The sequence below is a fragment of the Priestia iocasae genome (assembly GCF_016909075.1).
Lineage (GTDB): Bacteria > Bacillota > Bacilli > Bacillales > Bacillaceae_H > Priestia > Priestia iocasae.
This window is the reverse complement of record NZ_JAFBFC010000011.1, coordinates 33,196-47,304: the sequence shown is the minus strand read 5'-3', so window position 1 is coordinate 47,304 and position 14,109 is coordinate 33,196. Positions and strand designations below refer to the sequence as shown.

The following is a 14,109-nucleotide window of genomic DNA, read 5'->3' as shown; positions in this document are numbered from 1 at the left end:
TAAGACCCCTGAAAGATGATCAGGTTGATAGGTCAGAGGTGGAAGCATGGTGACATGTGTAGCTGACTGATACTAATCGGTCGAGGACTTAACCACATTATTTTTTGAAAAGCGCACGCTTTTCCTCAGCAATTGTTATCTAGTTTTGAGAGAGCAAACTCTCAATTGAATAATGTCTGGTGGCGATAGCAGAGAGGTCACACCCGTTCCCATGCCGAACACGGAAGTTAAGCTCTCTAGCGCCGATGGTAGTTGGGACTTTGTCCCTGTGAGAGTAGGACGTTGCCGGGCATTTCAGAAAGACTAGCTATATAGCTAGTCTTTTATTTATATATAAAATAGGGCGTAAGAGTTTTCATAAAATCTCTTACGCCCTATTTTATTTTTAATTACTCATTTAGCTATTGTTAATTGTTCAGGCACCTTCTTGTGTTTCTTACAATACAATAAAAACAAAGTTATAAAATCTTATAAAAACATGTTTCGAAACCTTTTTTAATGGTAACGATAACATTAAAAAGCAAATTACATAATAGTTGAAAATTTTTTGTATTACTTTTATATTAAAAGTAAGGTCAAATATAGTCAAAGTCAGAAGGAGGGGGCTCAGTGCCAAATATCTCTGACATCATTGAGCAATATTTAAAGGAAGTACTAGAGCTTAATAATGAAGATGCAGTAGAGATTAAAAGAAGTGAAATCGCAGATCGCTTTCAATGTGTACCTTCACAAATCAACTATGTAATAAATACCCGTTTTACGTTAGAGAGAGGATATATTGTTGAAAGTAAAAGAGGTGGAGGTGGTTTCATTCGTATTATAAAAGTGAAATCACACAACACTTCTCACCTGTTTGAACAAGTGTTAGGTGTTATCCATCAAAAGATTTCCCAAGTTAACGCAGGAAGTTTAATTATTCGCTTGGTAGAGAAACAAGTCATTACAGAAAGAGAAGCAAAGATTATGTTAAGTGTCATTGATCGTTCGGTCATTAACGTTGATTTGCCATATCGAGATGAGCTTAGGGCTCAATTATTAAAAGCGATGTTAAATGCATTAAGGTACCGCTAACACTTTTAGGAGATTAGAAATCGGGAGAGATGCCGAGATGATTTGTCAACAATGTCAAGAGAGACCTGCTACGTTACACTTTACGAAAGTTATTAACGGTCAAAAATCAGAGATGCATATATGTGAGTATTGCGCAAAAGAAAATGGCGAGATTAGTATTCATACTAACTCTGGTTTCTCCATTAACAACTTATTAGCAGGATTGCTTAATTTAGATAAACCTTTTACAGAAACAACATCTAAGTCTTTTACTAATAATGAGATCAAGCAATGTCCTACATGTGGTATGACTTATCCTCAGTTTGCTGAGATTGGACGCTTTGGTTGCGCTGACTGTTATACGACATTTAAACAACCATTAACTCCTTTTTTAAAAAGGTTGCATGGAGGGAATTATTCACATAATGGAAAAATTCCAAATAGAATTGGTAGTAATCTTCATTTAAAAAAGGAATTAGAAGCTATGAGATTGAAATTAAAAGAGTATATCGAGAAAGAAGAGTTTGAGGAAGCTGCTAAATTAAGAGATCAGATAAGGTCTCTTGAAAAAAAGCTAACTGCAAATAGGAAAGGAGATAGTTAGACAATGATTCAGGATCTTTTCTTTAAGCAGGCAGTTAGTTCTTGGATGAATCAAGATGCTCCCGACTCGGATATTGTGTTAAGTAGTAGAATACGCTTAGCACGAAATTTAGAAGATTATTTATTTCCAACGCTTTTAACCAATGAGCAATCACTTGAAATTATTCGCTTTTTCGAAGAGTCTTTTATATCAACAAAAGAGTCGAATCAAGAGTTTCATTTTCTTAAAATGTCGGAACTACAGCCTCTTCAAAAGAGAGTTTTGGTTGAAAAGCATTTAATTAGTCCACACTTAGTTCAGCAATCAATTCATGCAGCTTGTTTGCTATCGGAAAAAGAAGAGTTTAGCATTATGGTTAATGAGGAAGATCATCTGCGCATACAATGTTTATTTCCAGGACTTCAGCTATCACAAGCATTAGACAAAGCGAATGAGTTAGATAATTGGATTGAAAAGCATGTGAATTACGCTTTTGATGAAGAAAGAGGTTATCTTACTAGCTGCCCTACTAATGTAGGTACAGGACTTAGAGCATCGGTTATGATGCATTTGCCAGCATTATCTTTAACTCGCCAAATTAATCGTATTATCCCAGCTATTAACCAATTAGGCTTAGTTGTACGTGGTATCTATGGTGAGGGGAGTGAGGCGCTAGGTAATATTTTTCAAGTCTCTAACCAGATTACATTAGGAAAATCTGAAACAGATATCGTGGAAGATTTAAATAGTGTAGTTCATCAACTAATCGCTCAAGAACGATCAGCTAGAGAGGCTCTAGTCAAAACGTCGAATGTTGAACTAGAGGATCGAGTGTACCGTTCTTATGGGACCTTAACAAACAGTCGCATTATTGAATCGAAAGAAGCGTCAAAATGTTTATCAGATGTTCGTCTAGGTATTGATTTAGGTTATATAAAGAGCATACCAAAGAATATACTAAATGAACTAATCATAATGATACAGCCTGGGTTCCTACAACAGTATGCAGGAGGTTCTCTCAAACCTAATGAACGTGACATAAGAAGAGCCTCTTTAATTAGGGAACGTTTAGAAGATAAAAAAGAGAAGAATGAACATGGAGGGTGATGAATAGATGATGTTCGGTAGATTTACAGAGCGTGCTCAAAAAGTATTAGCATTAGCACAAGAGGAAGCATTAAGATTAGGCCATAACAATATTGGTACAGAACATATCTTGTTAGGTATTGTTCGTGAAGGTGAAGGCATTGCAGCAAAAGCGTTATTAGCGCTAGGATTAGGAGCAGATAAGATTCAAAAAGAAGTAGAAGCTCTGATTGGACGCGGTCAGGAGCTAACGCAAACCATCCATTATACACCTCGTGCTAAAAAAGTAATTGAGTTATCAATGGATGAAGCTAGAAAATTAGGACACTCCTATGTTGGAACTGAGCATATCCTTTTAGGTTTAATTCGTGAAGGTGAGGGAGTAGCAGCGCGTGTCCTAAATAATTTAGGTGTGAGTTTGAACAAAGCGAGACAGCAAGTATTACAGTTGTTAGGGAGTAATGAAGCATCTTCAAGTCACCAAGGTGGTGGGTCTTCTAATGCTAATACACCAACGCTTGACAGCTTAGCACGTGATTTAACAGCTATTGCAAGAGAAGGAACGCTAGACCCAGTAATTGGACGAAGCAAGGAAATTCAACGCGTGATTGAAGTTTTAAGTCGTCGTACAAAGAATAATCCTGTGCTAATTGGTGAGCCGGGGGTCGGAAAAACAGCTATTGCTGAGGGATTAGCTCAACAAATTGTGAACAATGAAGTTCCTGAAATCTTACGAGATAAGCGTGTTATGACGCTAGATATGGGAACAGTCGTTGCGGGTACAAAGTATCGTGGTGAATTTGAAGATCGCTTGAAGAAAGTAATGGATGAAATTCGTCAAGCTGGTAATATTATTTTATTCATTGATGAATTACACACGTTAATTGGTGCTGGTGGTGCAGAGGGTGCAATTGATGCATCGAACATCTTAAAACCATCATTAGCAAGAGGAGAATTGCAGTGTATTGGTGCGACGACGTTAGATGAGTATCGTAAATACATCGAAAAAGATGCAGCTTTAGAGCGCCGATTCCAACCAATTCAAGTTGATGAGCCAACAACAGAGGAATCGATTCAAATTTTACAAGGATTGCGTGATCGTTATGAAGCGCATCATCGTGTTTCAATTTCAGATGAATCCATTGTTCAAGCTGTAAAATTGTCAGATCGTTATATCTCAGATCGTTTCTTACCAGATAAGGCCATTGATTTAATTGATGAAGCTGGCTCTAAAGTACGCTTGCGTTCATTTACAACGCCTCCAAACTTAAAAGAGCTAGAGCAAAAGCTTGATTCTGTTCGTAAAGAAAAAGACGCATCTGTACAAAGTCAAGAGTTTGAAAAAGCAGCGTCATTGCGTGACACAGAACAACGCTTGCGTGAGGAATTAGAAGATACGAAGAAAGCTTGGAAAGAAAAGCAAGGAAAAGAGAATTCAGAAGTAACTGTAGAAGATATTGCAATGGTTGTATCAAGCTGGACTGGTATACCGGTATCGAAGCTTGCACAGGAAGAAACGGAAAGACTTTTAAATATGGAAGAAATCTTGCATTCTCGTGTTATTGGGCAAGAAGAAGCAGTGAAGGCAGTTGCGAAAGCTGTAAGACGCGCAAGAGCGGGTCTAAAAGATCCTAAGAGACCGATTGGTTCATTTGTTTTCTTAGGCCCTACAGGTGTTGGTAAAACAGAATTAGCGCGTGCGTTAGCAGAATCTATCTTTGGTGATGAAGATGCGATGATTCGTATCGACATGTCAGAGTATATGGAAAAGCATTCTACATCACGTCTAGTTGGATCTCCTCCAGGTTATGTTGGATATGATGAGGGTGGTCAATTAACAGAGAAGGTAAGACGTAAACCATATTCTGTTGTACTATTAGACGAGATTGAAAAGGCTCATCCAGATGTTTTCAATATTTTATTACAAGTATTGGAAGATGGGCGATTAACAGATTCTAAAGGGCGTACGGTTGATTTTCGAAATACAATCTTAATTATGACGTCTAACGTAGGTGCTGATACATTGAAGCGAAGCAAGCATCTAGGATTTACTGTTCAAGAAGAGGGGCAAGATTACAAAGACATGAAAGGGAAAGTAATGACAGAATTGAAAAAAGCTTTCCGACCTGAATTCTTGAACCGTATTGATGAAATCATTGTGTTCCATTCATTAGAGAAGAAGCACTTAGCTGAGATTGTGAAGCTAATGGCTGATCACTTAACAAAACGCTTAAAAGAGCAAGACATCGATTTGTATTTAACAGAAAAAGCGATTGAAAAGATTGCTGAAGAAGGATTTGATCCAGAATACGGAGCGCGTCCACTACGTCGTGCCATTCAAAAGCATATTGAAGACCGCTTATCTGAAGAATTGCTCAAAGGTAATGTTCAAAAAGGTCAAAAAGTAACGCTTGATGTAAATGAAGAAGGATTTACGGTCAAATCTGCAGAAGCAAGCAGTATTAGCTAAAGACATAAGAGTGAGGCATACGAGATGAAACGTATGCCTCCTTTATTTAACGGTAGATAGAGAGGTAAAATAAGTAATGAGTAAAAAGAAAACAAAGTTTAGTTGTCAGCACTGTGGATATGAGTCAGCAAAGTGGATGGGAAAATGTCCAGGATGCGGAAGCTGGAACTCTATGGTAGAAGAAATTGAAGATAAAGGTTCTTCAAGGAGGGGGGCTTTTTCAGGAGCGACATCAACAAAGCGTCAACAGCCTGAATCAATCACTCAGATCAAATCAACAACTGAACCGCGAATCTATACAAAATCACTAGAGTTTAATCGTGTGCTAGGTGGAGGAATTGTGAGAGGCTCCCTTGTATTAATCGGAGGAGACCCTGGTATCGGAAAATCAACCTTACTACTTCAAACATCTGCTCAGCTAGCGATGAATGGCCAAAAAGTTCTCTATATCTCTGGGGAAGAATCAACAAAACAAACAAAGCTTCGCGCTGATCGTCTAGATATCACAGCTGCAGAATTATACGTACATGCTGAAACGAATTTAGAGCTTATCTCAGATGCTATTTCTACAGTGAAACCGGATCTTGTAGTAATTGATTCTATTCAGACCATTTATCATTCAGATGTTACGTCAGCACCTGGTAGCGTTTCACAGGTACGTGAATGTACGGCAGAACTAATGAGAATCGGAAAGACAAATGGTATTGCTATTTTTATTGTAGGACATGTGACAAAAGAGGGAGCGATTGCAGGACCTCGATTGTTAGAACATATGGTAGATACAGTGTTATACTTTGAAGGTGAAAGGCACCATACATACCGCATTTTACGAGCTGTAAAGAACCGTTTTGGTTCAACAAATGAAATGGGTATATTTGAGATGAAAGAAAGTGGTTTAGAAGAAGTGTTAAACCCCTCAGAAATCTTTCTTGAAGAAAGGTCACAAGGAGCAGCAGGATCGGTTGTTGTCGCTTCTATGGAAGGAACTCGGCCTGTTTTAGTAGAATTACAAGCATTAATTAGTCCAACTAGTTTTGGAAATCCAAGACGGATGGCTACGGGTGTTGATCATAATCGTGTATCCCTTATCATGGCTGTTTTAGAAAAGCGTGTAGGTCTATTACTTCAAAACCAAGACGCTTACCTAAAAGTAGCTGGTGGCGTAAAGCTAGATGAACCAGCCATTGATTTAGCAGTAGCTGTCAGTATTGCCTCCAGTTTTCGAGATGTCTCATCTAATGCAACAGATGTCGTCGTAGGGGAAGTCGGGTTAACGGGTGAAGTAAGAAGGGTTTCAAGAATTGAGCAACGAGTTCAAGAAGCTGCAAAGTTAGGATTTAAGCGCGTCATCATTCCAGAAAAGAACTTAGGAGGATGGACCGTTCCAGAAGGAATTGAAGTAGTAGGAGTTTCAACAGTCGCTGAGGCTCTTCAGTATACGCTAGGAGGATAGGAGATGGAAGGAGAAAAAGTAACGAATCAACAACAAATATCAGAAATTCTTCAGTTTGTAGCACCAGGAACACCTATTCGTGAGGGAATTGATAATGTACTAAGAGCGAAAACAGGTGGTCTTATTGTGATAGGTTATAATGACAGTGTAAAGAAGCTGGTAGATGGAGGCTTCTCTATCAATTGTTATTTCACCCCTGCTCATCTTTACGAATTAGCAAAGATGGATGGAGCAATCATTTTAAATGACACAGGCAATAAAATTTTATTTGCTAATGCACAGCTCATTCCTGATTCATCTACCCCTTCGTCACAAACGGGTATGAGACATCGTACAGCAGAGCGGGTAGCAAAGCAGACGGGTTCTCTTGTTGTGGCAATTTCACAGCGTCGAAACGTCATCACGTTATACAAAGGTCAATTACAGTACGTTTTAAAAGATATTAGCGTTATTTTAGCAAAAGCGAATCAAGCTTTAGAGACATTAGAAAAGTATAAATCCGTATTAGATGATTCAATAAATAGTTTAAGTGCATTAGAGTTTGAGGAACAAGTAACACATACCGATGTCATTCAATCTCTTCATCGTGTAGAGATGGTAATGAGAATCAAAAATGAAATTTTAAGTTACATTAGCGAACTAGGGATTGAAGGCAGACTAATAAGGCTACAAATGAATGAGCTACTCTCGCACTTAGAAGAAGAAGCGGTGCTACTCATTAAAGATTATATGTATGACCTTGACCAAGATCCATATAAAATTGTAGCGAAAATGCAAGAACCTTCACATACAACGCTTTTAGATGATCAAGTGTTGTTAAAGTTAATGGGTTATCCATTATACACGAGCTTTGAGGATATCGTATTCCCGCGTGGCTATCGAATGCTTCACAAAATACCAAGACTGCCATCTATCATTATTGAAAACTTAATTGATGAGCTAGGAGATCTCAAGCACATTTCAACCGCTTCAGTAGAGGAGTTAGATGAAGTAGAGGGTATCGGTGAAATTCGAGCACGTAAAATAAAAGAAGGCTTAAAAAGATTACGTCAGCAATACTTACTAAGTCGTCACTTATAGGTTTTAAATTGACATTCATCGCTCTTTTCAATTAAGATGTTTTGAAAACAGTCATAAATGATGACAGTTTCGTTACAAAACGCTTTTTAAGTTAAATTACAGGTTTCAATCATTGTAAACTGTTTATAATGATAAAAGGGAGGTGAAGGCGTGTTAAAACGTATTGTTCAACTATTCTTTATTATTACCGGCGGAGCTTTAGGAATTCTGTTTATTCCAGAGATTGTAGACTTATTACGTCTTCAGGATATTGCAATATTAGATAAATCGTATATGCGAGCATTGCTAGGTGCACTTATCTTTTTTATTCTTACATTTTGGCTCGTTGATTACATTGTTGATTTCATACACTGGGTAGAGGAATCATTAGTGAAAGCACCAGTAACAGATGTGCTGTTTGGAAGCTTCGGTCTAATTTTAGGTTTAATTGTCGCCTATTTAGTTGTCATTCCTTTAAATAAAATCCAAATTCAAATCGTTAACACGGTTTTACCTATTTTCTTAACCATTCTATTAGGGTATTTAGGGTTTCAAGTAGGATTTAAAAAACGAGATGAGCTCGTTAGTCTCTTTTCAATGCCTGCTAGAATTGCAAAGAAAAAAGGACAAGAAGATGAGGCAGAACCTTTATCACACTCATTAAAAATTTTAGATACGAGCGTCATTATTGATGGTCGAATTGCAGATATCTGTCAAACAGGGTTTTTAGAAGGAACGATTGTTATTCCTCAGTTTGTATTAGAAGAACTTCAACATATTGCGGATTCATCCGATGTATTAAAGAGAAATCGAGGAAGAAGAGGACTAGATATTTTAAATCGTATCCAAAAAGAATTAGCGATTAAAGTGGAAATCTATGAAGGCGACTTTGAAGAGATACAAGAAGTTGACAGTAAGCTTGTGAAGCTTGCAAAATTAACGTCAGGTGTTGTTGTAACAAATGACTTTAATTTAAATAAAGTATGTGAATTGCAAGGAGTAAGTGTTCTAAACATTAACGATTTAGCCAATGCTGTTAAGCCAATTGTATTACCAGGTGAAGAGATGAATGTATTGGTGATAAAAGATGGAAAAGAACATAACCAAGGCATTGCATATCTTGATGATGGAACGATGATTGTTGTAGAAGAGGGCAGAAATTATATTGGTAAAAACATTGATGTGGTTGTTACGAGTGTTTTGCAAACGTCTGCAGGTAGAATGATTTTTGCTAAACCTAAATTGTTAGAAAAAGCACTGTAATAGAGAGAATAAGGAGCTAGTTTTATGAGATACGAAGTCGTTATTCCAGCTGCTGGTCAAGGCAAAAGAATGGGAGCAGGAAAGAATAAGCAATTTATTGATCTTCAAGGTACTCCGCTTATTATTCACACACTACGCATCTTTGAAAACGATTCAGCGTGTGATAGCGTTATACTCGTTGTTAATCAAAATGAAGTAGCGCTATTTGAAAACCTTATGTCCAAACATGATATACGAAAGGTGCACTCCATTGTCGTTGGAGGTCAAGAGCGTCAACATAGTGTATATAACGGTTTACAAGCGGTGGGTGACACAGAGGTGGTACTCATTCATGATGGGGCGAGACCTTTTGTGAAGAAAGAGCTCATTCATGAACTTGTCCAGCATACAAAAACAGAAGGTGCTGCAGTCCTAGCCGTGAGAGTGAAAGATACAATAAAGCGCGTTGAGAATCAGCATGTAATGGAAACGGTAGAACGCTCCAGCTTGTGGGCTATTCAGACTCCACAAGCTTTTCTTTTGCCTTTAATTAAAGAAGCGCATGAGAAAGCAATGGAAGCAGGTTATTTAGGAACAGATGATGCAAGCTTGGTAGAGCGTATGGGAGAAAAGGTCGCAATTGTAGAAGGAAGCTACGATAATATCAAGTTAACAACAAAAGAAGATCTCTTATACGCGGAAGCCATTTTAATGAACTATTCATGACATAAAGGGTGGGAACAAAATGAAGATTCGAGTTGGACAAGGATTTGATGTGCATCAATTTGCTGAAAATCGTCCCCTTATTTTAGGTGGTATTACGATCCCTTACGAAAAAGGGCTACTAGGTCATTCTGATGCAGATGTTCTGCTTCATACTATAGCGGATGCGTTATTAGGAGCAGCAGCAAAAGGAGACATCGGAAAACACTTTCCTGATACAGATGAAGCTTATAAAGATGCAGACTCTGCAGAATTATTAAAGCATGTATGGAAGCTATTAAAAGAGGAAAACTATGAATTGAGTAATGTAGATTGCACAATTATTGCCCAAAAGCCTAAGATGGCTCCACATATTGGGGCCATGAGAGAAAGAATTGCTGAGCTACTCGAAGCAGATGTTTCACAAATTAACGTAAAAGCAACAACGACAGAGAAATTAGGATTTACAGGTCGTGAGGAAGGGATTGCGGCACAAGCAGCGGTTTTAATCTATCAAAAATAAAGCCAGTAATCTTTAATATAAAACCATTTGGTGATAAAATGAAGCATGCAATTTAAGTTGATTATACATATTCATTGATAAAATTGGAGGTACCGTAACTATGTCAAACGAAGTACGTGTTCGTTATGCACCAAGTCCAACTGGACATCTTCATATTGGAAATGCAAGAACAGCATTATTTAATTATTTATTTGCACGAAATCAAAATGGTAAATTTATCATTCGTATAGAAGACACGGATCAAAAGCGAAACATTGAAGGTGGCGAAGAAAGTCAGCTTAAATATTTAAAATGGCTTGGCATTGAGTGGGATGAGAGCATTGATGAGGGTGGAGAATATGGTCCATACCGTCAGTCAGAACGTACAGAAATTTATAAAAAGCACACAGATGAGCTTTTAGAAAAAGGATTAGCTTATTACTGCTACTGTACAGAGGAAGAACTAGAAAAAGAGCGTGAAGAACAATCAGCTAATGGACAAATGCCTCGCTATTCTGGTAAATGTCGAAACCTAACAGCTGAGCAAAGAGCGGAATTAGAAGCTGAAGGTCGTCAACCGAGTATTCGTTTCCGTGTGCCAAGCGGGAAAGTGTACAAGTTCGATGATATGGTAAAAGGTGAAGTTTCGTTTGAATCAGATGGAATTGGTGACTTTGTTATTGTCAAAAAAGACGGTACACCAACGTATAACTACGCAGTAGCTGTAGATGACCATCTCATGAAAATGACACACATTTTACGTGGAGATGACCATATCTCTAATACACCAAAGCAATTAATGATTTATGAAGCATTTGGTTGGGAAGTGCCACTTTTCGGTCATATGACTTTGATTGTAAATGAAAATCGTAAGAAATTAAGTAAGCGTGATGAATCAATCATTCAATTCATCGAACAGTATGAAGAGCTTGGCTACTTGCCTGGAGCATTATTTAACTTTATTGCTCTTCTTGGTTGGTCACCAGTTGGAGAAGAAGAAATCTTCTCAAAAGAACAGTTCATTGAAATGTTTGACACGGCAAGACTTTCAAAGTCACCTGCTGTATTCGATACAAGTAAGCTACGCTGGATGAATAATCAGTATATGAAAGAGTTAGACCTTGATAAAGTAGTGGAATTATCTCTTCCGCATTTGGTGAAAGCTGGTCGAGTAGAAGCGAACATGGACGCTGAGAAGGCACAATGGACACGTGATGTGATTGCTCTTTATCAAGAACAAATGAGCTTTGGTGCTGAAATTGTTGAATTAACGGAAATGTTCTTCAAAACAGAAATTGACTATAACCGTGAAGCTCGTTCTGTTTTAGAAGAAGAACAAGTACCAGAAGTATTAAAGTCATTTGCAGAGCAAGTAAAAGGATTAGAAGCATTCTCGGCTGCGGATGTCAAAGCCGCTGTTAAAGCTGTTCAAAAAGAAACGGGTCAAAAAGGTAAAAAATTATTTATGCCAATTCGTGTAGCAACAACAGGCCAAACACATGGACCAGAGCTACCACAAGCGATTTCTCTACTTGGTAAGGAAACAGTTTTAGCACGAATTGAACGTATTATTAGTTAACAATTAAAGATTTGTGTCATAATATTAAATATCATACTAAGTAAAGCGCTGAGAAGGAGAAGTAAACAATTCATTTCATTCTAGAGAAGAGCTATCGTTGGCTGGAAGTAGCTCATGATAATGATTGTTGAAATGCACCTTTGAGTCTTTTGTTAAAAGCAAGCTACATGCTGTGAGTAAACAAAAGCGGATTCTCTACCGTTATAAGAGTTGAGTTGAGGTATAAATGTAATACCTAAACAGAGTGGAACCGCGTATTTATACGTCTCTGTGTCATTTGACGCAGGGACGTTTTTTTATGCTAAAGGGGTTTAGTGAAGAAAAAGTGGGGTGAGAGTATGATAAAGGTGTTAAAAGAAGATATAGAAGTGATCTTTGAGCAGGACCCAGCAGCTAGAAGCTATCTTGAAGTCATTTTAACTTATTCAGGACTACATGCAATTTGGGCACACCGCTTTGCGCATATCTTGTTTCAAAAAAAATGGTTCTTTTTAGCTCGTGTTGTTTCGCAAATCAGTCGCTTTTTTACAGGCATTGAAATCCATCCAGGTGCCAAAATAGGTCGACGCTTCTTTATCGATCATGGGATGGGTGTTGTCATTGGTGAAACGTGTGAAATAGGAGATAATGTAACGGTTTATCAAGGTGTTACGCTTGGAGGAACCGGAAAAGAAAAAGGCAAGCGGCATCCCACAATTGAGGACAATGTATTGATTGCAACGGGTGCAAAAGTATTAGGTTCTATTACAATAGGCCAAAACTCAAAAGTGGGCGCAGGTTCGGTAGTTTTACACGATGTGCCGCACAATTCAACAGTCGTGGGGATACCAGGGAAAATTGTGATTAAAAATGGTATTCGTATTAAAAAAGATTTAAATCATCGTGATCTACCAGATCCAGTTGCCGATCGCTTAAAAGAATTAGAGAAAGAAATTGAACAATTAAAGGAACTACTTGAAGAAAAAAAAGAAGGGACGATTAAAAATGGCTATTAAGTTATACAACACACTAACACGTCAAAAAGAAGAATTTATACCTTTAGAAGAAGGTAAAGTGAAGATGTATGTGTGTGGTCCGACTGTTTATAATTATATTCACATAGGAAATGCAAGACCTGCAATTGTATTTGATACGGTTCGTCGTTACTTAGAGTTTAGAGGATATGAGGTAAACTACGTTTCAAACTTCACGGACGTTGACGATAAGCTTATTAAAGCAGCGAACGAGTTAGGTGAAGATGTGCCAACGATTGCAGAGCGTTTTATTAATGCGTACTTTGAAGATGTAACAGCACTAGGGTGCAAAAAAGCGACTGTGCATCCACGTGTAACTGAAAATATGGACATCATTATTGATTTCATTGCATCACTTATTGAAAAAGGATATGCATATGAATCAAATGGAGATGTGTACTATCGTACGCGTAAGTTTGAAGGATACGGTAAATTATCTCATCAACCAATCGATGAACTACGTTCAGGGGCTCGCATTGAAGTAGGAGAAAAGAAAGATGATCCGCTAGACTTTGTTCTTTGGAAAGCAGCGAAAGAGAAAGAGATTACATGGGATAGCCCTTGGGGTAAAGGAAGACCAGGGTGGCATATTGAGTGCTCTGCTATGGCGAAGAAATACTTAGGCGAAACGATTGATATCCATGCAGGTGGCCAAGATTTAGCATTTCCGCATCATGAAAACGAAATTGCACAATCTGAAGCTCTAACAGGAAAAACGTTTGCAAAGTACTGGCTTCATAATGGTTATATCAACATTGACAATGAAAAAATGTCAAAATCACTAGGAAACTTTGTGCTTGTTCATGACATTATTAAAAAGCATGATCCTAATTTGTTACGTTTCTTTATTCTATCTGTGCATTATCGCCACCCAATTAACTATAATGAAGAGCTGTTAGAGAAGACAAAAAGAGGCCTAGAGCGTATAGAAACAGCTTATGTCAATCTAAAGCATCGATTAGGAAGTTCAACTAACTTAACAGACCATAATCAAGAATGGATTGATCGTATAAATGAATTACGTGAAACATTCATTCGTGACATGGATGATGATTTCAATACAGCAAATGGTATCTCCATTCTGTTTGAATTAGCAAAACAAGCAAACGTGTATTTATTAGAGAAGAATACATCTGAAGTTGTGATTCAGGCATTTATTGAGCAGTTAAGCAGTTTAAGTGGTGTATTAGGCTTGGTGTTAGAGAAACAAGAACTGTTAGACGAAGAAATTGAAGCATTAATCCAAAAACGCGTTGAAGCTAGAAAAAACCGAGACTTCCAATTAGCTGACCAAATTCGTGATGAACTAAAGAATCGCAATATTATCCTTGAAGATACAGCGCAAGGCATAAGATGGAAAAGAGGGTAAG

Annotated in this window: 12 protein-coding genes, 2 rRNA genes and 1 other annotated feature; all 14 genes read left to right on the top strand. The window is 37.8% G+C overall.

The features are described 5' to 3' along the window. Window positions 1–96, top strand: a 23S ribosomal RNA gene (locus JOC83_RS19165); the annotation flags it as partial. Window positions 97–175: 79 nt separating this feature from the next. Further along, window positions 176–291, top strand: a 5S ribosomal RNA gene (gene rrf / locus JOC83_RS19160). Window positions 292–609: 318 nt separating this feature from the next. Further along, complete coding sequence (locus JOC83_RS19155; RefSeq protein WP_205188981.1) at window positions 610–1,071, top strand: CtsR family transcriptional regulator; 462 nt, start codon at window positions 610–612, stop codon at window positions 1,069–1,071. Window positions 1,072–1,108: 37 nt separating this feature from the next. Next, window positions 1,109–1,654: a protein-arginine kinase activator protein McsA gene (locus JOC83_RS19150; RefSeq protein WP_205188980.1), complete on the top strand. Its 546-nt coding sequence runs from the start codon at window positions 1,109–1,111 to the stop codon at window positions 1,652–1,654. Between the two features lie 3 nt (window positions 1,655–1,657). Next, on the top strand, window positions 1,658–2,740 hold the full coding sequence (locus tag JOC83_RS19145) for a protein-arginine kinase McsB (protein WP_205188979.1): 1,083 nt from the start codon (window positions 1,658–1,660) through the stop codon (window positions 2,738–2,740). A gap of 7 nt (window positions 2,741–2,747) precedes the next feature. Then, the gene (clpC, locus tag JOC83_RS19140) at window positions 2,748–5,189 is read left to right on the top strand and encodes an ATP-dependent protease ATP-binding subunit ClpC (RefSeq protein ID WP_205188978.1); all 2,442 of its coding nucleotides are present in this window, start codon (window positions 2,748–2,750) and stop codon (window positions 5,187–5,189) included. A 76-nt stretch (window positions 5,190–5,265) separates the two neighbouring features. Further along, window positions 5,266–6,642, top strand: coding sequence for a DNA repair protein RadA (radA, locus tag JOC83_RS19135; protein ID WP_205188977.1), 1,377 nt, complete (start codon window positions 5,266–5,268; stop codon window positions 6,640–6,642). 3 nt (window positions 6,643–6,645) lie between these two features. After that, complete coding sequence (gene disA / locus JOC83_RS19130; protein ID WP_205188976.1) at window positions 6,646–7,722, top strand: DNA integrity scanning diadenylate cyclase DisA; 1,077 nt, start codon at window positions 6,646–6,648, stop codon at window positions 7,720–7,722. Window positions 7,723–7,872: 150 nt separating this feature from the next. Then, the gene (locus JOC83_RS19125) at window positions 7,873–8,964 is read left to right on the top strand and encodes a PIN/TRAM domain-containing protein (RefSeq protein ID WP_205188975.1); all 1,092 of its coding nucleotides are present in this window, start codon (window positions 7,873–7,875) and stop codon (window positions 8,962–8,964) included. Between the two features lie 24 nt (window positions 8,965–8,988). Next, complete coding sequence (ispD, locus tag JOC83_RS19120; protein ID WP_205188974.1) at window positions 8,989–9,669, top strand: 2-C-methyl-D-erythritol 4-phosphate cytidylyltransferase; 681 nt, start codon at window positions 8,989–8,991, stop codon at window positions 9,667–9,669. A 19-nt stretch (window positions 9,670–9,688) separates the two neighbouring features. After that, a complete protein-coding gene (gene ispF, locus JOC83_RS19115; protein WP_205188973.1) occupies window positions 9,689–10,168 on the top strand; it encodes a 2-C-methyl-D-erythritol 2,4-cyclodiphosphate synthase in 480 nt (159 codons plus the stop codon). Window positions 10,169–10,268: 100 nt separating this feature from the next. Then, window positions 10,269–11,726: a glutamate--tRNA ligase gene (gltX, locus tag JOC83_RS19110; protein WP_205188972.1), complete on the top strand. Its 1,458-nt coding sequence runs from the start codon at window positions 10,269–10,271 to the stop codon at window positions 11,724–11,726. A 39-nt stretch (window positions 11,727–11,765) separates the two neighbouring features. After that, window positions 11,766–11,999 (top strand) — a binding site (T-box leader). A gap of 65 nt (window positions 12,000–12,064) precedes the next feature. Next, window positions 12,065–12,721, top strand: a complete 657-nt coding sequence (gene cysE, locus JOC83_RS19105; RefSeq protein WP_205188983.1) for a serine O-acetyltransferase — start codon at window positions 12,065–12,067, stop codon at window positions 12,719–12,721. Beyond that, window positions 12,711–14,108 (top strand): cysteine--tRNA ligase, encoded by a 1,398-nt coding sequence (cysS, locus tag JOC83_RS19100; protein ID WP_205188971.1) that lies wholly within the window; start codon window positions 12,711–12,713, stop codon window positions 14,106–14,108. The genes cysE and cysS overlap by 11 nt, the downstream gene beginning before the upstream one ends. The last annotated feature ends 1 nt before the right edge of the window (window position 14,109 follow it).

Coding starts and splice junctions, on each gene's coding strand:
- JOC83_RS19150 (WP_205188980.1), top strand. CDS start 1,109: ATGATTTGTCAACAATGTCAAGAGAGACCTGCTACGTTACACTTTACG.
- JOC83_RS19145 (WP_205188979.1), top strand. CDS start 1,658: ATGATTCAGGATCTTTTCTTTAAGCAGGCAGTTAGTTCTTGGATGAAT.
- clpC (WP_205188978.1), top strand. CDS start 2,748: ATGATGTTCGGTAGATTTACAGAGCGTGCTCAAAAAGTATTAGCATTA.
- radA (WP_205188977.1), top strand. CDS start 5,266: ATGAGTAAAAAGAAAACAAAGTTTAGTTGTCAGCACTGTGGATATGAG.
- disA (WP_205188976.1), top strand. CDS start 6,646: ATGGAAGGAGAAAAAGTAACGAATCAACAACAAATATCAGAAATTCTT.
- ispD (WP_205188974.1), top strand. CDS start 8,989: ATGAGATACGAAGTCGTTATTCCAGCTGCTGGTCAAGGCAAAAGAATG.
- ispF (WP_205188973.1), top strand. CDS start 9,689: ATGAAGATTCGAGTTGGACAAGGATTTGATGTGCATCAATTTGCTGAA.
- gltX (WP_205188972.1), top strand. CDS start 10,269: ATGTCAAACGAAGTACGTGTTCGTTATGCACCAAGTCCAACTGGACAT.
- cysE (WP_205188983.1), top strand. CDS start 12,065: ATGATAAAGGTGTTAAAAGAAGATATAGAAGTGATCTTTGAGCAGGAC.
- cysS (WP_205188971.1), top strand. CDS start 12,711: ATGGCTATTAAGTTATACAACACACTAACACGTCAAAAAGAAGAATTT.